The sequence below is a fragment of the Mycobacterium sp. IS-1742 genome, assembly GCF_001500125.1.
Classification (GTDB): domain Bacteria; phylum Actinomycetota; class Actinomycetes; order Mycobacteriales; family Mycobacteriaceae; genus Mycobacterium.
The window spans coordinates 1-20,000 of the sequence record NZ_LQIV01000002.1 but is presented as its reverse complement, the minus strand read 5'-3'; the positions used below and the strand labels follow the sequence as shown (position 1 = coordinate 20,000).

The following is a 20,000-nucleotide window of genomic DNA, read 5'->3' as shown; positions in this document are numbered from 1 at the left end:
CGGCAACTCGTGGGGGCGAGTTGTCCGATGCGGTGGTACAACGGCGGGTGATGAGGTATCTGCTCATCGCCCTGTACTTGGGCGGATGGTTGCTGACCACCGTGGTGCTTCTGCGGCGGCAGTTCGGCGACGACAACCGCGGCCGGCGCGACCGCCTCGTCTTCAACACCGTGAGCGTGTTGTGCGCGGTGGCGCTCGCCGCGGTCTGGCCGCTGTCCGGGTGGTTCCTCCCGATGATCCGCGCGGCACTCGGCCGGCACGACGAGGACTGACCCGGCGCCCCGGTCAGGGTGTGGTGGCCGTTCCGTCGGAGGTGCCGGTGTCGGTCGACGTGCCTGTCGACGTGTCGCCCGAGGTGGTGCCCGTCGTGTCGCCGGTGGTGGTGTCGCCGACGGTCGTGTCGGAGGTGGACTCCTCGGCGGTCGACGGTGCGCTGCTCGGGGACTCCGCCGCGGTGGTGGGCGCCGCCGAACTCGCCGTCGCGGACTGCGTGGCGGTCGGGCTCTGCACCGCCGTGGCCGCCGTCGACGGTGCCGGTGCCGATGTGGTCCCGAAGGTCGTCGGCGCGACCGCGGACGTCGTCGGGGCGACGGTCGTGGACGTCGCGACGCTCGTGCTCGTGGTCGGCGGCGTGGACGTGCCCGAGGTCGTCGGAATCGTTCCCGGCTGATCCTTCTCGACGATCGCCATGATCCGGGTCGTGTAGCCGTCGAGGCGCGCCTCGATCTGATCGGGAGGCACCTTGCCGGCCTCGATGTCCTTCTCGAACTGGGCCAGCTCGGCCCACACCGCGTCGAGTTCCTTCGTCGCCTCCTCCGACAGCGGTTCGTCGAGGGTGATGAAGACCTGCCGGGCCAGGGCGTAGGTCAGGCAATTCGCGCACTCGTAGTTCAGCGCGCCGGCCAGGTTCTGGGGCGCCACCACGTTGTCGTCGGCGGGGTCGCTGTCGATGACGAACACGACCTGATAGGCCACGGCGACCGCGGCGCACGAATCGCACGACGCGTACGCCTGCGCCTCGTTGACGTTCATCGCATCGCTGTTGTCGGTGACATAGACCATCGCGAAAGCCGCTTCGTAGACGGCGGTTCCGTCCGTGGTGTTGACGGCGAGCGCCTGGTTGTCCCCCGGTTCCGGGGCGAGCGGCCGGTCGACCGGGAAGACCCATCCGTCGTCGGGGGCGGCGGCGCTCCCCGCTGGCACGGCACCCCCGCCCGAGATGCCCGCGCTGCCGCTGCTGCCGGTGTAGTCGGTCTCCTGGCGGGGCACCATGATCAGAGCCAGCTGCGGTGACTGCTGCGTCGGCATCGCGACGTCGGTGTCCCACACCGCCTGCAACACGCCCTGCTGACCGGTGACGAACGTGGGCGCCGAGACGAGCTGTGGGTCGGCCTCGCGCCGAACGGGCCCGGACCCGGACAGATCGTTGGACTTCAGCGCATAGACGATGTCTCCGATCGTCCCGCGCTCCCATGGCTGGATCGGCCGGTAGGTCGCCTCGTCCGGCCACCACGCATAGGCGACACCCGCGCAGATCGCCGCACCGGCGACCGTCGCGAGCATCCGCATGACCGGTTTACCGTCGGTGCCCTTCCACACGCCCGCGGCGGTGCGGCGAACGAACCGCACCAGCATGTACGTGACGCCCGCGACCGGGATGACGATCGCGATCATCGCCAGCACCCGGGCGACCGCCTGGATCATGTCGCCGTCGGCCCATGCGGTCAGCAGCACGTCCTGCTGTTTGTTCAGGCTCGCCCACGCGGTGCCCACCAGGCGCGGCAGCGTCCACACCGCGAGCACCAGGGTGGCGAGCAGAAGCGGCACCACGAGGACCACCCAGAGCGTCACGACGATGCGTGCCCACGGCTTCAGGAGGCGGGCGTGCGGATCACCCCACCGCCACGGCAGCGCGCCCAGCAGTGTCGGTTTGATGCGCGAGTACAGATCGGGCACCCCGGTCACGTCGGCGAGCACGTGGTAGCCGTCGAACCGCACCAGCGGCGCGAGCTGGCGCAGCATCTGCAGGATCTGCGTGGCGACGATCAGGAGCAGTGCGTCGTAACCGATCCACAGCCACAGTCCGGTGATCGCGACCGCGACGAGCGCGTTGAAGTACAGGCCGCCGAGGTCGGTGCGGATTCGGCCGGCGCGGCCCAGCCGGTAGGAATCGGTGACGTCGGTGTAGAACGCCGGCCAGACCAGGTAGACGCCGAAACCCATGACGCCCGGGGTCGCTCCGCCGTAGCGTGCCGCGGCGGCGTGACCGAACTCGTGGAAGCCCGCCGACACAATGGTGACGACGAAGACCAGGATCAGCAGCCCCGGCCGCTCGAAGGCGTCGTGGGCCGCCGACGCGAGGCCCTTCTCGAAGAACACCCACCAGCACACGGCGGCGAACGCCGCGAGCGCCGGGACGACCACCCACGGTCTGAAGAGCGCCCGGAACGGGTCGGTCACCCGCCGGGTGCGGTCGGGGTCGGTCACGGCATATCGGAACCGCAACCCCAACAACGGATTCTGCTTCTTGAGCTCGGGCTGGGCGCCGTCCGCCCGCACCAGCAGACCGAGCGGCCGGAGCTGTTTGGCAACGAGGTGGTCGACGTTGTCCGCGCTGACGGTGCGGCCGGTCGTTTCCGAGACCTCCTGTGCCACCTCGGCCGCGGTCCGGTGACCGTCGATGGCGCGCAGCACGGCATAGAGCAGCGGCGTCAGCTGGACTGTCTGGCCGTCGGCGCGGCGGACCAGGGAGGGTGGGACCCGGTAACCGGATCCCACCATCTCCCCGATCAGCTCGACACCGTCGGCGCGCTGCAGTCCGGCCTGCGTCGGCTCGGCGCCCATCGTGGTCACAGGAGTGCTTCCCCTCGCGTCTCAGGCGGCTCAGGCCGCGGTCGAACCCCCGCTGTCCCCGCCGGAGCTGGAGGTGCCGGAATCGCTCGAGCCGCCGGAGTCCGTGCCGGAGGTGCTGCTCGTGCCACTGGTGCTCGACTCGGTTCCGGCGTCGGCCGTACCGGTGTCGGTTCCGGTGTCGGTGTCCCCGTCACCCTGCGAGATCTCGGAATCCTGATTCGACGTCGCGACGGCCTCACCGGTGAGGTTCTGGGTGATGATCGCGTCCTGGGTCGCGACCGAGATCGCATCCGAATCGACCGACCCGATGTTGGCGGCCACACCGGCGTTGATCGGCGCCGCGACGTTGGCGTTGGCGGCCACAGCGCCGCTGATCGGAGCGGCCAGGTCAGCGTCGAGGTCGACGTTGACGTTGACGTTGAGCAGGTTGCCGTCGAGCAGAGCAGCCGGGTCGGCTTCGACCGCGGTGTCGGTTCCGGTTCCGCCGGTACCCGTGTCGGTACCGGTGCCGTCGGTCGGCACCTCGTCGCCGTCGGTGTCCATACCACCCTGGTCGATCCCGCTGACCTGGTTGGACGTGGCGTAGGCGTCCGCGTCGAGGTTCTGGGTGAGCATCGTGCCCTGGTCGCTGACCGCCTGCGCGCCCGAACCGTAGGAGAGCACGTTCGCGCCGGCGGCGGCGTCGATCGGCGCCGCGACGTTGAGGTTCGCCGCCGCAGAGAGGTCGATCGGGGAGGCCGCGTCGATGGCGACGTCCACATCGGCGTTCAGGTCGAGGATCGACACCACTTCCTTGTCGGGCAGTGCGATGGCGCTCTCGGCGGAGAGCTCCTCGGGGGTCAGTCCTTCGGTGGTCATGTCGTTCACCTTCCGTCCGCTCGATTCGTCAGCATTGCTACCGAGCCACAAACGCCCGGCTGTGGTGTCGAGCCGAGTACCCCGCCTGCGCCATGATCAATACACAATTTTTTTCGGCACCCGCCTTGATCAGCGAAAACAGCAGAAGTCTAATTAACTCCAACGTCGAAAAATGGGCTGGATCACGCAGGTCAGCGGGGTTATGGCGGTCCGTGCCCAGTCAAGTGGGTTTGCTGTCACGATCTGCGAGCGGGCGGTCAGTCCGAGGGCGCGGGCGACCAGTGCACCACCTTCATCGCCGTCATCTCGTCGAGCAGTTCGGGCCCGAAACCGAAACCGCTGCCGCTGGCGCGGCGCGGCTCCGAGGCGCCGCCGGGCGCACCGCCGAAGGCGGCGTTGATCTTCACGGTGCCGACCGGAAGCGATCGCCAGGCCTGCTGGGCGTGGGCCATGTCGTTGGTCAGCACCGTCGCCGCCAGCCCGTACCGATCCGTGGCGGCCTCATCGAGCGCGGTGTCGAAATCGGGAACGACGCGTACGGGCGCCACCGGGCCGAACGTCTCCTCCCGCATCACCAGCATGTCGGGGGTGCAGCCGGTGAGCACGGTCGGTGGGTAGAACGACCCCGGGCCCGCCGCCGGTTCGCCACCGGTGCGCACCTGCGCGCCCGCGCCGACGGCGTCGGTGACGTGCTGGTGCACGGTGTCACGCTGTCGCTCGTCGACGAGGGGGCCGATGCGGTCGGCCCAGTCGCGCGCCTCGTCGACCAGGGCGTCGACGAATGCGTCCGCGACCGCGTCGACGACATAGATGCGCTCCACCGACACGCAGATCTGTCCGGCGTTGGCGAACGCGCCCATCGCCGCCTGGTGCGCCGCCCACCGCGGTGGCACGTCGGCATCGACGATCAGCGCGTCGTTGCCGCCGTTCTCGAGGATCACCTTCGCACCGCGGTCCGCGCAGGCCCGCGCGATGGCACGGCCCGTGGCACTGCTGCCCACGTGCGCGACGACGTCGACCTCCTCGGCCCCCGCCAGCATGGCGCCCACCGATCCGTCGCCGTCGACGATCTCGAGCACGCCGTCGGGCAGGTGCGCGGCGAGCAGTTGGGCGAACCGCCTACCGGTCCCGGGGCAACGCTCACTGGGCTTGTGCACCACGGTGTTCCCGCTCACCAGCGCGGCGCCCAGCAGACCGGCCGCCACGGCGACCGGATCGTTCCACGGGGTGAGGACCGCGACGACACCGCGCGGTTCGGGGACCATCAGGTCGGTCGCCGTCCACTGACCGTGCAGGCTGCGGCCGCGGTGCAGGGGGCCGAGCTCGGCGTACTGCACCAGCGTGCCCGCACCCGCCTCGACACCGCCGAGGGAATCGTCGCGCAGCTTCCCCGTTTCCCGTTCGTTGAGTTCGGCCAGTTCGTCGGCGGCCTCCCGAACGGCGGTGGCCGCGGCCGTCAGTGCCGCGGCCCGCTCCGCGGCGGGTGTGCGGGCCCAGGCGGCCCCTGCCGCCCTCGCCCGTTTGATCGCCTCGGCGCAGGCCGCGGCGTCGGTGACGGGCACCCGGCTGACGGTCTCGCCGGTGCGGGGATCGGTGACGGTCAGTTCGGTGGTCTGTGGCACGGCGTTGGAGTTACCCCGGGCGGCGCCGGTCAACCACGATCGATCACCAGGTGTCGACGAACCGCCGCCGGTGCCTCTCGGGCGGCGCGGCCGATGCGGCGGCCAGTGTCCCGGCGATCAGCCCGCGGGTCTCCGCAGGGTCGATCACGTCGTCGATCTCGAACACCGCGGCAGCGTTGAGCGCCTTCGCGTTGTCCTGTGCCGCGGCGGTGGCGCGACGCACCGCCTCCTCGCGTTCGGCCTCGTCGGCGATCGCCTCGAGTTCCTTGCGCAGACCCAGCCGCACGGCGCCTTCGAGCCCCATCGGACCCAGGTGAGCACCGGGCCACGCGACCGTCAGCAACGGTTCGTGCAGGCCGCCGCCCGTCATTGCCTGCGCACCCAGGCCGTAGCCGCGGCGCAGCACCACCGCGATCAGTGGCACCCGCAGCGCCGCGCCGGCGACGAGGAGTCGAGAACCCCTGCGTACCAACGCTTCTGCCTCGGCGGCCGGACCCACCATGTAGCCGGGGCAGTCGACCAGCGACAGCACCGGGATGTCGAAGGCGTCGCAGAGCTGCAGGAAGCGCGCCGCCTTGTCCGACGCCGCCGCGGTGATGGCACCGGCCATGTGGCGGGTGTCGTTGGCCAGCACACCGACGGGCCGGCCCTCGATGCGGATCAGCGCGGTCACCATCTCCCTGGCGAAACGCTCACGAAGGAACGTGGCCGAACCGTCGTCGGCCAGTGTCCGGATGATCGGTGTGACATCGTAGGCCCGGCGTGCACGCTCGGGAACCGCTGTGCGCAAGACACTCTGGTCGGGCGCCTCACCCGCTGCGGCGGGTCCCCGGAAGTAGCCGATCAGCGTCCTGGCCACGGCGACGGCCTGCGCCTCGTCGTCCACCACCACGTCGACCACCCCGTTGGGGGCCTGCGTGGAGATGGGGCCGACCGCGTCGGGAGGAACGTCTCCGAGGCCGCCGCCGGCGATCATGGCCGGACCACCCATGCCGATGGAGGTGTCCGACGTCGCGAGGATCAGATCTGCGCAACCCGCGATGACCGCGTTGCCCGCGAAACACCTCCCCTTGACCACCGCGATCCGCGGGACGAGCCCCGACAGGCCGGCCCACAGCTTGAACGCGCGGACGTCGAGCGAGGACACCACGGGATGATCGGTGTCCCCGGGGCGGCCGCCGCCGCCTTCGGCGAAGAACACCGTGGGCAGCCGCATCCGCTCGATCAGGTCGAAGAGCCGGTCCTTCTTGCGGTGCCCCAGCGCCCCCTGGGTGCCGGCCAGCACGGTGTAGTCGTACGACAGGACCGCACACGGGGCACCGTCGATGCGCGCCGTCCCGGCGACCAGACCGTCGGCGGGAGTGCGGGCGATCAGGTCGTCGAGGTCGCGGCGCGCGCGCTGAGCGGCGATCGCGAACCGGCCGTACTCGATGAAGGAGCCCTCGTCGACCAGGTCGGCGATGTTCTCCCGCGCGGTGCGCCCACCCGCATCGTGCCTGCGGGCGACCGCCTCTGGGCGCGCGGCGTCGTCGGTCAGCGCGCGGCGGCGCACCAACTCGGCATGGTCCGCCCGCGGCACCGCGGGCGGACCCTCAGACGTAGAGCTCCTCGAAACGGCGGATGGACCGATCGATGTCACCCTTGACCGCGCGGGCGGCCGCGGCGCCGATCGGTCCGAACAGCGGCGCACCCCCGAGTTCGAGGGTGACGGTGAACGCGCAGCCCGACGAGGTGGGGCGCACCGCCATCCTCATGCCGTATCTGGTGCCGCCGACCCCCTTGCCGTCGACCTCGAGCAGCGTGGGCGGATCGACGTGCTTGATCGTCCAGGTCACCCGGTTGCGCATGCCCTTGGCGCCGGCCACGCCGACGATGGTGGTGCCCACGACGAGTTCGTCGGGTAGCTCGCTTCGCCAGCCCTCGTGCATGACGAGCCAGTCCCCCAGTTCGGCGAGGTTGGACGCGTGCGCCCAGGCGTCGTCCGGATCGAGAGACAGCTCGCGGGTCAGCTCGAGTTTGGCCACCCCGCGATACTAGTGGCGACCCGCCGCGGGCATCCGCCGAATGAAGTGAAGGACGCGACGCGCCGTCCACACCCACCGATGTGCTTGGCGCAGGGACGAATTGGGTGATCGCGCGAAACACCCGCGACCAACTCTTGACTTATTCCAAAAAAGCGGGTGATATGGCTGTCGTGTCGTCGTCGTCCGAGTACGTAGGCCAGTTGCGGGGCGCCGATCTGCGCGTGACCCGTCCTCGGGTCGCCGTGCTGGAAGCGGTCCACGCCCACCCGCACGCGGACACCGAGACCATCTTCGCCACCGTCCGGTCCAGCCTGCCGGACGTCTCGCGGCAGGCGGTCTACGACGTCCTGCACGCCCTGACCGGAGCGCGCCTGATCCGGCGGATCCAGCCGTCGGGTTCGGTCGCGCGCTACGAGACCCGCGTCGGCGACAACCACCACCACGTGGTGTGCCGCTCGTGCGGGACGATCGTTGACGTGGACTGCGCGGTCGGCGAGGCCCCGTGCCTGGTGCCGTCCGAACACGATGCGCTCGACGGCTTCGTCCTCGACGAGGCCGAAGTCATCTACTGGGGTCTGTGCCCCGCCTGCGTGCCCGAGGGTTCCACCGATAGTTCCTGATCACAACCGTGATCGCAGCCCCATCACCACCTTGATGTATGGATATGAAGGGAAACACCGTGTCATCCGATACCTCCGATGCCCGCCCCCCGCATTCGGACAGCAAGACCGACAGCCACAGCGAGTCCGAGAACCCGATCATCGACTCGCCCGAGCCGAAGGTGCACGCACCGCTGACCAACAAGGACTGGTGGCCCGAACAGGTCGACGTGTCCGTGCTGCACAAGCAGAACGAGAAGGGCAACCCCCTCGGCGAGGACTTCAACTACGCCGAGGCGTTCGCGCAACTCGACGTCGAGGCCTTCAAGCGCGACGTCATCGAACTCATCCAGAGCTCCCAGGACTGGTGGCCCGCTGACTACGGCAACTACGCCGGTCTGTTCATCCGGATGAGCTGGCACGCCGCCGGCACCTACCGCATCTTCGACGGCCGCGGCGGCGCCGGTCAGGGCGCCCAGCGCTTCGCCCCGCTCAACAGCTGGCCCGACAACGCCAACCTGGACAAGGCGCGCCGGCTGCTGTGGCCGATCAAGCAGAAGTACGGCAACAAGATCTCCTGGGCCGACCTGATCGCCTTCGCCGGCAACGCCGCGCTCGAGCAGTCCGGGTTCAAGACCGCCGGTTTCGCGTTCGGCCGTGAGGACATCTGGGAGCCCGAGGAGATGCTGTGGGGCCAGGAGGACACCTGGCTGGGCACCGACAAGCGCTACGGCGGCACCAACGAGGACAAGCGTGAGCTCGCCGAACCGTTCGGCGCCACCACGATGGGCCTGATCTACGTCAATCCCGAAGGGCCCGAAGGCAAGCCGGATCCGTTGGCCGCCGCCCACGACATCCGCGAGACCTTCGGCCGGATGGCGATGAACGACGAGGAGACCGCCGCTCTGATCGTCGGCGGCCACACCCTGGGCAAGACCCACGGCGCCGCCGACGTGAACGTCGGGCCCGAGCCCGAGGGCGCGCCGGTCGAGGATCAGGGGCTGGGGTGGAAGTGCCCCTTCGGCTCCGGCAACGGCAACGACACCGTCACCAGCGGTCTGGAGGTCATCTGGACCGGTTCGAACTCGCAGTGGAGCAACCGCTACCTGGAGATCCTGTACGGCAACGAGTGGGAGCTGACCAAGAGCCCCGCGGGCGCCTGGCAGTTCGAGGCCAAGGACGCCGAGGCGACCATCCCCGATCCGTTCGGCGGTCCGCCGCGCAAGCCCACGATGCTCGTCACCGACGTCTCGATGCGGGTCGACCCCATCTACGGTGAGATCACCCGCCGCTGGCTCGACCACCCCGAAGAGATGGACGCGGCGTTCGCCAAGGCCTGGTACAAGCTGATGCACCGCGACATGGGGCCGATCAGCCGCTACCTGGGTCCGTGGGTCGCCGAGCCCGAGATCTGGCAGGACCCGGTGCCGGCCGTCGACCACGAGCTGGTCGACGACGCCGACGTCGAGAACCTCAAGGCCACGGTGCTCGACTCGGGTCTGACCATCCAGCAGCTGATCAAGACGGCATGGGCGTCGGCGTCCAGCTTCCGCGGCACCGACAAGCGCGGCGGCGCCAACGGTGCCCGGGTGCGCCTGGAGCCGCAGCGCAACTGGGAGGGCAACGAGCCGGCCGAACTGGCCAAGGTGCTGCCGGTGCTCGAGCAGATCCAGCAGGACTTCAACGCGTCGGCCTCCGGCGGCAAGAAGATCTCGCTGGCCGACCTGATCGTGCTCGCCGGGTCCGCCGCGGTCGAGAAGGCCGCCAAGGACGCCGGATACGAGATCGACGTGCACTTCGCGCCGGGTCGTACCGACGCCTCCCAGGAGCAGACCGACGTCGAGTCGTTCGCGGTGCTGGAGACCAAGGCCGACGGCTTCCGCAACTACTCCCGGTCCGGCGAGAAGGGTCAGGTCGAGAAGCTGCTTGTGGAGAAGGCCTACCTGCTGGACCTCACGGCGCCGGAGATGACCGCACTCCTCGGTGGTCTGCGGGTGCTCAACGTCAACCACGGCGGCACCAAGCACGGTGTGTTCACCAACTCGCCGGGCGTCCTGACGAACGACTTCTTCGTCAACCTGCTCGACATGAACACCGCGTGGAAGCCGTCGGAGAACACCGAGAACGTCTACGAGGGCCGGGATCGCGCCACCGGTGAGATCAAGTGGACCGCAACGGCGAACGACCTCGTGTTCGGCTCGAACTCGGTGCTGCGCGCCGTGGCCGAGGTGTACGCCCAGGACGACAACAAGGGCAAGTTCGTCGAGGACTTCGTCGCCGCCTGGGTCAAGGTCATGAACAACGACCGGTTCGACCTGACCTAGCAGCTGACGTAGCAGCACCATCAACTCGACGGGGACACCCCGCGAACCGGACACCGGTTCGCGGGGTGTCCCGCGTCTGGTGACGTGATCGACCTGCCCGCCGGGGTGACGGCGATGTCCGCCCGGGGCCCGGACTGGGCGGGGTGGGTCGAGTCACTGCCCCACGCGGCGCAGACCCAACTGCGGGAGTGGGACCTGCGTGTCGACGGTGCGCCGACGCACGGCACGACATCGCTTGTCCTGCCGGTCCTCACGCCGCGTGGGCAGTCCGCGGTGCTCAAGATGGGGTTCCCCGACGACGAGTCCGAACACGAGCACCTCGCGCTGCGTCGCTGGGCCGGCCATGGGGCGGTGCGCCTGCTCGGCGCTGCGCCCCACCGCCGTGCGCTCTTGCTCGAACGACTCGACGACCGAGACCTGGGCACCGTCTCCGACGTCGAGGCCTGTGCCGTCGTCAGTGACCTGTACCAGCGCATCCATGTTCCGGCGCTTCCCCAATTGCGAACGCTCACAACGTGGTTGGAATCACGCACCGCCGAACTGGCGGTGCTGCCCCGCAACACCCCGCTGCCGCGCCGACTCGTCGAGCAGGCACTCACCCTGGGCCGCGACCTGATCACCGACCCCGCCAGTCGCGGCACCCTCGTCCACACCGATCTGCACTACGGGAACGTGCTGGCCGGCCATGCCGGCCCAGCGTATTCGTGGGTGGCCATCGACCCGAAACCGCTCGACGGCGACCCGCACTTCGAGGTCGCGCCGATGCTGTGGAACAGGTGGGACGAACTGGCCGGCGACGTCCGCGGCGGGGTGCGGCGCCGCTTCCACGCACTCGTCGACGCTGCCGGCTTCGACGAGGACCGGGCGCGCGCCTGGACCGTCGTGCGGATGATGCACAACGCGGTGTGGGAACTGCAGCGCGCGGCGCATCCCGACCCCGGCCGGCTCACCGTGTGTGTCGCGGTGGCCAAGGCGGTGCAGGACTGAGCGCCGAGCTCACACCCGGCGGGTCAACTGGGTGGCGATCAACGGCGCGATCTTGTCGGCCATGTACACGTGCCCCGCGTCGGTCGGATGGACGCCGTCCGCGCCGATGAGCGCGGGGTCGTCGACGAACCACCGCTCGGCGATCGGGTCGACGAACGTCGCCTTGGCCAGACCCGACTGATACCGCAGGGTGTCGCGGATGCGGAGGATCGCCGGCGGCGGATCGGCGGTCGGCCAGGGCGGTCCGATCACCAGGAAACGCGCCTCCGGTGCGGTGCGGCGGGCGAGTTGGAAGACGCCGTAGACCATGATCGACAGCAGTGTGGGCTCGACGTTCTGGTCGTTGCGCGACCCGTAGAACACCACGAGGTGGTCGTCTGGTTTGACCGCGCGGGCGGTGAGATCCTCGAAGACGCTGCCCCGGTTGCCCCGGGCGCCGTACCCCGCCCCGCCTTCGGCCGCCACGTCGGCGCGCACCGGAAGCCCCTGACCCGCCAGCAGCTGCCACGCCCGCGTCGTCCAGCCCCTCGGCCCCTCGCCGCCCTCGGTGCTGCCGGTGGTGTACGAGTCGCCGACGACGGCGACGCGGCTGCCCGCGAACTGCAACGTCACCATCTCGTCGCTGCGCTGCGGCAGCGGACGGGCGACCACCAGGCCCACCAGCAGCGCAACGGACACCACCAACGTGACCAGGCGACTCACCGTTTACCTCCACAGTCGACGGCACCGAGACGCCGCACCTCACGATGACTGAAAGGGTAAGTGTCGGCGAAGCCGCCCGCGTTCTGCGACGCGCTTCCCCGTTTGTCACGAAATCGCGTCATCCGACCCGCACAGGGATGTGGTCGGCGCGCTCCGCGCGTTCGACGTCCGGTGCCGGGGCGGCCCGACCGCCGACGGTGCTGTGCGTCGAATCCCTGACGTCGACCATCCTGCGCATCCACAACCGGGCCGGCTCCTCGACGCCGTGGTACAGCGCGACCGAGGCGAGCACCGCGATGCCGATGAGACCGGTGACCACCGCACTGGCGGACCAGCCCGGCGTGAGGGTGATCTGGAACTGGACCACCGCCCAGTTCCAGGCGGTGTGCACCAATTCGTGGACCATGTAGAGCCCGAACGAGATGTGGCCGCAGTAGACCATCACACGGGTGGACAACAGCCGCGGCAACGTTCCCGCCCCCACCGCCAGCGCCACCACCAGCGGGACGAACAGGACGTCCACCAGTCCGCCGGCGTCCCGGACGGACGCCGGCGGATCGGCGTCGAGGTAGTACAGGGCGCCGACGATCGCGGTCGCGATCAACACCGACAACCAGCCGAACGTGTGGCGAGTCCGCGCGGTGGGCCGCAGTTTTCGCACCGCGGCACAGGCGAGCGCGCCCGCGCTGAACTGCATCACGATGCGCGGCAACCAACTCCAGGGTGTGTAGAACTCGCCGGTCGCGAGCAGCAGCAGGGTCGGCGGCAGCGACACCGCGACCGCCAGCCACAGCAGTACACGCGCCCGCGACACGCGCGCGACCCGGAAGACCACCAGGATGAGCACGCCGAACAGCAGGTACGCCAACCACTCCGCGCTGATCGACCAGGCCGGACCGTCCCAGCTGGTGCCGTCGAAGTACGGCTCGAACCACAGTTGCACGAGCAGCAGCTGACGCAGATAGCTGGTCGCGGTGAGCTGGTCCACCGCGGGCGACGGGACATGTCCGACGTTGCGGGTGAAGATGATCCACGCCGCCGCCAGGTGCATGGTGACCAGGTAGACCGGCCACACGCGGGCCAGCCGCAACCAGAGGAAGCGCAAAGTGGTTCGGGTGGACCAGGACTGGCCCATGCGGTCGAGGTAGTTCCACGTCAGCACGAAACCGCTGAGGATGAAGAACAGGTCGACACCCTGCGCGCCGGAGTCCAGCAGCGGCGCCAGCGCGGCGGTGAAATCCGGTGCGGCCTGCGCCAACAGCGGCCGGAAGTGGAACAGGACGACCCAGACCGCCGCGACGATACGCAGACCCGACAGGGCCTTGATCTCTGCGCTGCGCACAACACTCTTTTCGTGAGGGAGTCTGCTGGTGTCGTCCTGGCCGGTTTCGTACGCCGCCTCTGCGCTCACCGGGCGGCGTTAGGCAGGGTAGCAGCGACCCGGAGCGCTGTGCGCGTCCGAAACCCATGGCGCTGATGCCAACTCAGTTGATCGGGCTGGTCACCGCTGCTCGAAGTGCTGGTAGTCCTTGGGTGTCCGCCAGTCCCCGCCCCAGCGCCAGCCCCGGTCGGTGAAGGCGAGAACCGCCGGGTCGCCGGCGTGCAGAATGCCCGGATCGGTCCGCCTTCGGTCGACGTAAGGCCCGGCGTTGGCGGGTTCCACTGCGCCGCTGCGGCCGATGTAGGGGTTGAGCAACGGGTTGAGGTCGATCGCCCGGCCATAGGCGTGGTACGACCAGCTCTGCGAGCCCGGGATGCCGCGGCAGTTGAAGGCGGAGGTGTTGTTGTCGGCCATCGACAGCTCGTCATCGGCGCGCGGGTACGCGTCGACCGTGCGCATCTTGTCGATGGGATAGCCCATCCGGTAGAGGACCTCGAAGACCTCGATGACCTGTGGCACCAATTCGTCGTGGACGACGAGCGCGCCGCGGTGGGTGCGGCCGTCGAAGCCGATGTGGTTCAGCTCGACGCGCCGGAGCCGTTCCGGGCCGAGGGGGCAGCCGGGACGCCACGTCGTGCCCAGATCGGCGGCGGTGACGGTGGTGACGGTCGGCGGGGGCGGCACCGGGGAAGTCGAGGGTGTCGTCCTGGTCGGCGTCTTCGAGGTGGGAGTCGCCGCTGTGGGCGGTGTCGACGACGACGGGGGTTCGTTCTGCCCGGGTGTGCCCGCGCCGCACGCGACGAGCGTCGCGGCCACCGCGGCGAGGGCCAGCGCCGGCGCCCGACGCAGGCCCGAACCGTGTCGGAATCGCAAGAATGACACCACCATCTCGGGTGCCGACGCTACCCGTTGCCGGCGCCTGTCCCGGGTCCCGGACGCCCGGGATGGACGCCGCCGGCGGCGACCTTCGGTATTGTCAGGGGGCTATCACTGAAGAAGAGGTCAGCGCGGCCGCGGTGAAGAAATTGAAGGACTGATTTGTCGATGCTCGCGCCGCATGACTCAGAACTGAGGCCTGTGCCTGATTCAGCCGTTGCTCCCATGACGCAGTTCGACACGTTGACGGTGCTCCTCGTGGAGGACGACCGTGGTGACGCGTTGCTCGTCGAGGAGTTGATCGTCGACGCGGTGGCCGACATCCGGCTGCGGTGGGCCGAATCCATGGCGCACGCCGCCCGGGAGATCCGGGCTTCTCGCCCGGACTGTGTGCTCCTCGACCTCAACCTGCCCGACGCCAGCGGAACCGACGCCGTCGACCGGATCTGCGACCTCGATCCCACCCTGCCGATCGTGGTGCTCACCGGCAACGTCGACGACCGCTACGGCGTGTCGGCGGTCGCATCCGGCGCACAGGACTATCTCGTCAAAGGGCGTGTCGAATCGGAAATGCTGCGGCGCTCGCTGCTGTACGCCATCGAGCGGAAACGCTCCGAGCTTACCGCCGTCGACCTGCACGCCAGCCATCTGCGCGCCCAGGAGAACGCCCGACTCGAACGCGGGCTGCTGCCGTCGCCGCTGCTGCTCGAGAACCCGGGCGTCGACATCGTCGCCAAGTACCGGCCGAGCCGGCCCAACGCGCTGCTCGGCGGCGACTTCTACGATTTCGTGCAGACCCCTGACCGGACCGTGCACGTCATGGTCGGCGACGTGTCCGGCCACGGACCCGACGAAGCCGCCCTCGGGGTAGCGCTGAGGATCGGATGGCGCGCGCTGACTTTCGCGGGACTGCGCGGTAACGAGCGCATGCGGCAGCTCGAGCGCATTCTGCGCGCCGAGAGGCCGGGACCCGGGATCTTCGCCACCGTCATGAGCCTGGCGTTCTCGCCCACGGACCTCAGCTTCAACGCCGTGCGCGCCGGCCATCCCGGGATGCTTCTGCACGACCGCCACGGCAACACCGTGAGCTGGGTGGAACCGCCCGCCGGGCCCGCGCTCGGGCTGGGCGGGTCGGGGTGGCCGCTGACCGAACTGGAACTGCCCCCGGGGCACGGCCTGCTGCTGCTCACCGACGGGCTGTTCGAGGGCCACTCCGGTGAGGGCAACGAACGCCTCGGCGAGGAGGGGCTGCTGCGCCTGGCCCGCTCGATGGCCGGTCTGCCCGGTCCCCAGTTCGTCGAAACCCTGATCGACCGCGCCGAGGACCGTGCTCGACCGCACGGGGGTCTGACCGACGACATCGCGGTAGTCCGCGTGGAGCGCACCACGTGACGGCTCCCGCCCGCCGGCGGGGACGCCACTTGACGGTGCAGGGCTGGTTGAACGTCGTGCTGGCCGTCATGGGCATCCTCGTGCTGGCCGGCGCGTTCGCCGGAGCGATCCTCATGAACCGCACCGACGCGGTGTCGCGCGAGCTGATCGAATCGATCCAGCCCTCGCGGGTGGCGGCCTACCGGTTGCAGGCCGCCCTGCGCGATCAGGAGACCGCGGTGCGCGGTTTCGCGATCGCCGCCGACAAGCAGTTCCTCGAGCCCTACTACGAGGGTCAGCAGACCGAACGGGAAGCGGCCGAGGAGATTCGCCAGCACGTCGGCGACCACACCAACCTGATCGCCGATCTGGACGCGGTCGAACAGGCCACCGCCGAATGGCGCGCGGAGTACGCCGAGCCGTTCATCCGCAGCGTCACCCCGGGCAATCCGGGCGTCGTCGGCAACGACCTCGTCCAACGCGGCAAAGAGGGCTTCGACAACATCCGCGCGCTCTTCCACGTGCAGAACGTCGACCTTGCCGCCGCCCGCACCGCGGGGGTCAAAGAGCTCGAGCAGGTGCGCGGATGGCGCGACCGCGTGCTCGCCGGCATCATCATCACCTTCTTCGTCACCGCGCTGCTGCTGGCAATCCTGGCGCGCAGTGCCCTGGTGCGCCCGCTGTCGGCGCTGGCCGCCTCCTGCCGCCGCATCACCGAAGGTCACTTCGAGGAACGGATCGTCGCCGGTGGCCCCCGCGACGTGCGGGACATGGCCTCGGATGTCGAGGACATGCGGCAACGCATCGTGGAGGAACTCGAGGCGTCGCGGGCCGCGCGCGAACAGCTCGACGAGCAGACCGTGGAGTTGCGGCGGTCGAACGCCGAGCTCGAGCAGTTCGCCTATGTCGCCTCGCACGATCTGCAGGAGCCGCTGCGCAAGGTCGCCTCGTTCTGTCAGTTGCTCGAGAAGCGCTACGGCGACCAGCTCGACGAACGCGGCGTCGAGTACATCAAGTACGCCGTCGACGGCGCCAAACGCATGCAGGTGCTCATCAACGACTTGCTGACCTTCTCCCGCGTCGGGCGCCTCAGCACCGCGCACACCGACGTCGAACTCGACGAGGTGCTCGACACCGCGCTGTCGAACCTCGACACCGCCATCGAGGAGTCCGGTGCCGTGGTCGTGCGCCCGGAGGAGCCGTTACCCGAGGTCCTGGGCGATCCGACACTGCTGGCGATGCTCTGGCAGAACCTGATCGGCAACGCGGTGAAGTTCCGCAAACCCGACACCACCCCCCGGATCGTGATCGAATGTGAGCGCGGGACCGACGACCGGGACGGGCAGTGGCTGTTCACCGTGTCGGACAACGGCATCGGCATCGCCGAGGAGTTCTCCCAGAAGGTGTTCGTCATCTTCCAGCGGCTGCACGGTCGCGACGCCTACAGCGGCACCGGCATCGGGCTGGCGCTGTGCAAGAAGATCGTCGAGTACCACGGCGGCACCATCTGGATCGACAACAGCTACACCGAAGGCACCCGGTTCCGCATGACCCTTCCGGTCGCCGTCCATGAACAACCCGAAGTGGTTCTGGAAGGAGCCCAATGATGACACCCTCCACGAGGCCGATCGACGTTCTGCTCATCGAGGACGATCCGGGCGACGAACTGATCACCCGCGAGGCGTTCGAACACAACAAGATCAGCAACACCCTGCACGTCGCCCACGACGGGCAGGAGGGTCTCGACTTCCTCTACCGCCGCGGCGGGTACGAGGACGCGCCGCGGCCCGACCTGATCCTGCTGGATCTCAACCTGCCGAAGTACGACGGCCGTCAGCTCCTCGAGACCGTGAAGTCCGACCCCGACCTCAGTCACATCCCGGTCGTCGTGCTGACCACCTCCTCGGCCGAGGAGGACATCCTGCGCAGCTACAAGCTGCACGCCAACGCCTACGTCACCAAACCGGTGGACCTCGACCAGTTCATGAACGCGGTCCGGCAGATCGACGAGTTCTTCGTCCAGGTCGTCCGGTTGCCGCAGGGCTGAGCCCGGTCCGTGCAGACCCTCGAATACGCCCCCGGCCGATCGCTCGACCTCTACGGCGACGACGACGCCCCGGTGGTGCTGCTCTGGCACGGTATGCAGACCGATGCCAGGGCCGCGGTCCGGCCACTGGGTGAGCGCATCGCCGGGCACGGCTTCGCGGTCGTGGCGCCCGACTGGAATTCCCACGCCGACGACAACGGCCGCTCGGATCTGCTCGGCTCGGCCCGGTTCGCGGCGGGCCGGAGCGGCCCGGCGGACGGTCTGGTGGTCGTCGGCTGGTCGCTGGGCGGCGCAGCCGCGGCCGGTCTCACGTTCCGCGCCGCCGAGTACGGGCTGCGCATCTCGCGGACGGTCTGCCTGGCCGGTGCGTTCATGGCGCCCGATCCCCTGTCCGGCGAACCGTTGACCCCGCGTCCGGAGGCCGGCGCACGCGTGCCCCTCACCCTGGTTCACGGCAGCGCCGACGACGTCGTCCCGGTGAGCGCGAGCCGGGACTTCACCGCTGAGCTGGGTGACGCCGGTTGGCGCGTGCAGTACATCGAGCTGGCGGCCGACCACGCCAACATCGTGGGTGCTCGCTACGACTCGGCCGCCGACCGCTATGAGCCCTCCGACGATCCCGCGAGCCTCGCGGTCGCCGCCGAAGTCGCCAGGATCATCGCCGAACCGGCCGCCTGAGCGCCTAGCGGTGCTCCAACCCGCTCTTGAGGTCGGCCAGCTTTTGCGGCCAGATTCGCGAAATATGCTGCTGCACTGAGCTTTTCGGACTGAATTCGTCGTGGACGACGGTGAGCTCCACCTGGTCGTCGTGCGGGGCGATGTCGAATGACACCCGCGAGTGGGGCTCCGATGCGAGGCGTTCGGTGGGCGCGTCGGTCATCGACGCAACGGCGGCGGGAAACGTGAAGGCCAGCCGCTGGTAGGGGTCCGCCTCGAGGATCACCTGACCGGGGTCGTCGAGTTCCCGATCGCCGTCGATCCACGTGTAGGTCGCCCCCTTCTGCCACGTCGACACCACGGCATGGCCCATGTAGCGCCCCGAGAACGACGGCCCGGTGATCGCCTGCCACAACCGCTCCGGTGTCGTCCGGATATAGGTGGTGTACACGAACGCCTGGCGGTCGGGGGGCATCGGCGGGGCCTGGGGCGCGGTGTCGTGACCGCTCGGCGCCGACCGCACACGGTCGTACTGACGGATCCAGCGGTCGAAGAGCGCGTTGATCGGTTCGGCGTCGAGGTGGTGGAGTTTCTCCCGGCCCCGTCGCACCGTCGTGACGAGGCCGGCCGCCTCGAGCACGGCGAGATGCTTGGTCACCGACTGGCGCGTCATGTCCAGATCCGCGGACAGTTCCCGCAGCGTCTGCCCGTCACGAAGGTTCAGGGCGTCGAGCAGACGGCGCCGGCTCGGATCGGCGAGCGCCTTGAACACCTCATCCATGACCACGTCTCCAACAGGCAACCGGCCGGTTGCGTCAGTCACCATATGCAACCGGACGGTTGCCCGTCAACGGATTTCGTCGACACCGCGTCGTCAATTCCCGCTCGCCGGGCGCATGATTTGCCGGAAATGACGGCAGGCGCAGCGTTCACCGAGTTCGGCGCACGTATCGCAGTGCCCTTCGGAGTTAGACGGGCACCGCCTCGATTCGGCGTGTGCTCGCAAACGCGCACGTCGTGGCCCTGACGGATTCGTGTTCTGCGTCATACAAATGTTCAAACGTGAACGCACACACAGGTTTTGGACGGCCCGGAGGACTCTGCTACCGTCCGTCGGCATGTTTGCTCTAGTCACGTTGATGTCACTGGTCAACTCGGTTTCGGGCACGCCCTACGTCTCGGGCGGCGACAGTCCCGCCGGCACCGATTGCTCCGGTCTGGCCTCCTGGGTCAGCAATGCGGCGACCGGGCGACCCGTGTACGGCGACCGGTTCACCACCTCGAACATGGAAAGCGAACTGCTTGCCCGCGGCTTCCAGCACGGTTCGGAACCCGGCGCGCTGGTGATCGGCTGGAACAGCGGTCACGCGGCCGTGACCCTTCCCGACGGCACGCCGGTGTCCTCCGGTGAGGGCGGCGGCGTCAAGATCGGGGGCGGCGGCGCCCACCAGGCCCAGTTCACCAACCGGATGTTCCTGCCCGCACCCCCGGAGGCTCCCGTTCCGGCGCAACCGCCGATCAACGTGCCGCTGCCCCCGCCGCCCGGCGCCCCCCCCCCCCCCCCCTTCGCCCCCCCCGCGGGGGGGGGCCCCACCCATTTCGTCCTCCACCCCGCCCCCCCCGCGCCACCCCGGGCCCCCCCCGGGGGCCCCCCCCCCCCCCCCCCCCCCCCCCCCTCTTAAACCCGGTGGCGCGAGGC

General features: G+C 69.4%; 17 protein-coding genes. 8 read left to right on the top strand and 9 right to left on the bottom strand.

The window, feature by feature from the left end; translation table 11 throughout:
* The first annotated feature begins 50 nt into the window (after nt 1-50).
* Complete coding sequence (locus AU196_RS02090; RefSeq protein WP_059093430.1) at nt 51-272, top strand: hypothetical protein; 222 nt, start codon at nt 51-53, stop codon at nt 270-272.
* A gap of 13 nt (nt 273-285) precedes the next feature.
* On the opposite strand, the gene AU196_RS02085 is transcribed toward AU196_RS02090, so the two are convergent.
* From AU196_RS02085 to AU196_RS02065, 5 genes are all read right to left on the bottom strand, one after another.
* Entirely contained in the window at nt 286-2,844 is a 2,559-nt protein-coding gene (locus AU196_RS02085) for a zinc metalloprotease (RefSeq protein WP_231737304.1), read from the bottom strand.
* Nucleotides 2,845-2,883: 39 nt separating this feature from the next.
* Nucleotides 2,884-3,711 carry a hypothetical protein gene (locus AU196_RS02080; RefSeq protein ID WP_059093565.1) on the bottom strand — a complete coding sequence of 276 codons (828 nt, stop codon included), beginning with the start codon at nt 3,709-3,711 and terminating at the stop codon, nt 2,884-2,886.
* 257 nt (nt 3,712-3,968) lie between these two features.
* Nucleotides 3,969-5,333, bottom strand: coding sequence for an aldehyde dehydrogenase family protein (locus AU196_RS02075; protein ID WP_231737289.1), 1,365 nt, complete (start codon nt 5,331-5,333; stop codon nt 3,969-3,971).
* Between the two features lie 43 nt (nt 5,334-5,376).
* Nucleotides 5,377-6,912: an acyl-CoA carboxylase subunit beta gene (locus tag AU196_RS02070; protein ID WP_197415681.1), complete on the bottom strand. Its 1,536-nt coding sequence runs from the start codon at nt 6,910-6,912 to the stop codon at nt 5,377-5,379.
* 13 nt (nt 6,913-6,925) lie between these two features.
* On the bottom strand, nt 6,926-7,357 hold the full coding sequence (locus tag AU196_RS02065) for a type II toxin-antitoxin system Rv0910 family toxin (protein WP_059093428.1): 432 nt from the start codon (nt 7,355-7,357) through the stop codon (nt 6,926-6,928).
* A gap of 161 nt (nt 7,358-7,518) precedes the next feature.
* Here AU196_RS02065 and AU196_RS02060 point away from each other — a divergent pair, with 161 nt between their 5' ends.
* The 3 genes from AU196_RS02060 to AU196_RS02050 all read left to right on the top strand — a co-directional run bounded on the left by AU196_RS02060 (nt 7,519) and on the right by AU196_RS02050 (nt 11,267).
* Nucleotides 7,519-7,977, top strand: coding sequence for a Fur family transcriptional regulator (locus AU196_RS02060; RefSeq protein WP_502687201.1), 459 nt, complete (start codon nt 7,519-7,521; stop codon nt 7,975-7,977).
* A gap of 59 nt (nt 7,978-8,036) precedes the next feature.
* The gene (gene katG, locus AU196_RS02055; protein WP_059093561.1) at nt 8,037-10,280 is read left to right on the top strand and encodes a catalase/peroxidase HPI; all 2,244 of its coding nucleotides are present in this window, start codon (nt 8,037-8,039) and stop codon (nt 10,278-10,280) included.
* A gap of 84 nt (nt 10,281-10,364) precedes the next feature.
* Nucleotides 10,365-11,267, top strand: a complete 903-nt coding sequence (locus AU196_RS02050; protein ID WP_059093427.1) for an aminoglycoside phosphotransferase family protein — start codon at nt 10,365-10,367, stop codon at nt 11,265-11,267.
* 9 nt (nt 11,268-11,276) lie between these two features.
* Here the strand turns inward: AU196_RS02050 and AU196_RS02045 are convergent, their stop codons facing one another.
* The 3 genes from AU196_RS02045 to AU196_RS02035 form a co-directional block, all read right to left on the bottom strand.
* Nucleotides 11,277-11,969, bottom strand: a complete 693-nt coding sequence (locus AU196_RS02045) for an Rv0518 family GDSL lipase (protein ID WP_059093426.1) — start codon at nt 11,967-11,969, stop codon at nt 11,277-11,279.
* 118 nt (nt 11,970-12,087) lie between these two features.
* Complete coding sequence (locus AU196_RS02040) at nt 12,088-13,311, bottom strand: acyltransferase family protein (protein WP_059093425.1); 1,224 nt, start codon at nt 13,309-13,311, stop codon at nt 12,088-12,090.
* Nucleotides 13,312-13,470: 159 nt separating this feature from the next.
* On the bottom strand, nt 13,471-14,238 hold the full coding sequence (locus AU196_RS02035; protein ID WP_059093424.1) for a M15 family metallopeptidase: 768 nt from the start codon (nt 14,236-14,238) through the stop codon (nt 13,471-13,473).
* 156 nt (nt 14,239-14,394) lie between these two features.
* Between AU196_RS02035 and AU196_RS02030 the strand changes: the two genes are divergently transcribed.
* From AU196_RS02030 to AU196_RS02015, 4 genes are read left to right on the top strand one after another with little or no spacing between them, the layout of a single operon-like run.
* Complete coding sequence (locus AU196_RS02030) at nt 14,395-15,618, top strand: SpoIIE family protein phosphatase (RefSeq protein ID WP_082695591.1); 1,224 nt, start codon at nt 14,395-14,397, stop codon at nt 15,616-15,618.
* Nucleotides 15,615-17,204, top strand: a complete 1,590-nt coding sequence (locus tag AU196_RS02025; protein ID WP_059093422.1) for a sensor histidine kinase — start codon at nt 15,615-15,617, stop codon at nt 17,202-17,204. Before AU196_RS02030 ends, AU196_RS02025 begins: the two co-directional genes overlap by 4 nt.
* A complete protein-coding gene (locus AU196_RS02020; RefSeq protein WP_059093421.1) occupies nt 17,204-17,644 on the top strand; it encodes a response regulator in 441 nt (146 codons plus the stop codon). The genes AU196_RS02025 and AU196_RS02020 overlap by 1 nt, the downstream gene beginning before the upstream one ends.
* A 9-nt stretch (nt 17,645-17,653) precedes the next feature.
* Nucleotides 17,654-18,322, top strand: a complete 669-nt coding sequence (locus AU196_RS02015) for an alpha/beta hydrolase (RefSeq protein WP_059093420.1) — start codon at nt 17,654-17,656, stop codon at nt 18,320-18,322.
* Nucleotides 18,323-18,326: 4 nt separating this feature from the next.
* On the opposite strand, the gene AU196_RS02010 is transcribed toward AU196_RS02015, so the two are convergent.
* A complete protein-coding gene (locus AU196_RS02010; RefSeq protein WP_059093419.1) occupies nt 18,327-19,082 on the bottom strand; it encodes an ArsR/SmtB family transcription factor in 756 nt (251 codons plus the stop codon).
* Nucleotides 19,083-20,000 lie beyond the last annotated feature (918 nt).

Bases quoted from the DNA above. Each gene is read 5' to 3' on its own strand.
- AU196_RS02020 (WP_059093421.1), top strand. From the start codon at position 17,204: ATGACACCCTCCACGAGGCCGATCGACGTTCTGCTCATCGAGGACGAT.
- AU196_RS02030 (WP_082695591.1), top strand. From the start codon at position 14,395: ATGCTCGCGCCGCATGACTCAGAACTGAGGCCTGTGCCTGATTCAGCC.
- AU196_RS02080 (WP_059093565.1), bottom strand. From the start codon at position 3,711: ATGACCACCGAAGGACTGACCCCCGAGGAGCTCTCCGCCGAGAGCGCC.
- AU196_RS02035 (WP_059093424.1), bottom strand. From the start codon at position 14,238: ATGGTGGTGTCATTCTTGCGATTCCGACACGGTTCGGGCCTGCGTCGG.
- AU196_RS02085 (WP_231737304.1), bottom strand. From the start codon at position 2,844: ATGGGCGCCGAGCCGACGCAGGCCGGACTGCAGCGCGCCGACGGTGTC.
- AU196_RS02010 (WP_059093419.1), bottom strand. From the start codon at position 19,082: ATGGATGAGGTGTTCAAGGCGCTCGCCGATCCGAGCCGGCGCCGTCTG.
- AU196_RS02090 (WP_059093430.1), top strand. From the start codon at position 51: ATGAGGTATCTGCTCATCGCCCTGTACTTGGGCGGATGGTTGCTGACC.
- AU196_RS02060 (WP_502687201.1), top strand. From the start codon at position 7,519: ATGGCTGTCGTGTCGTCGTCGTCCGAGTACGTAGGCCAGTTGCGGGGC.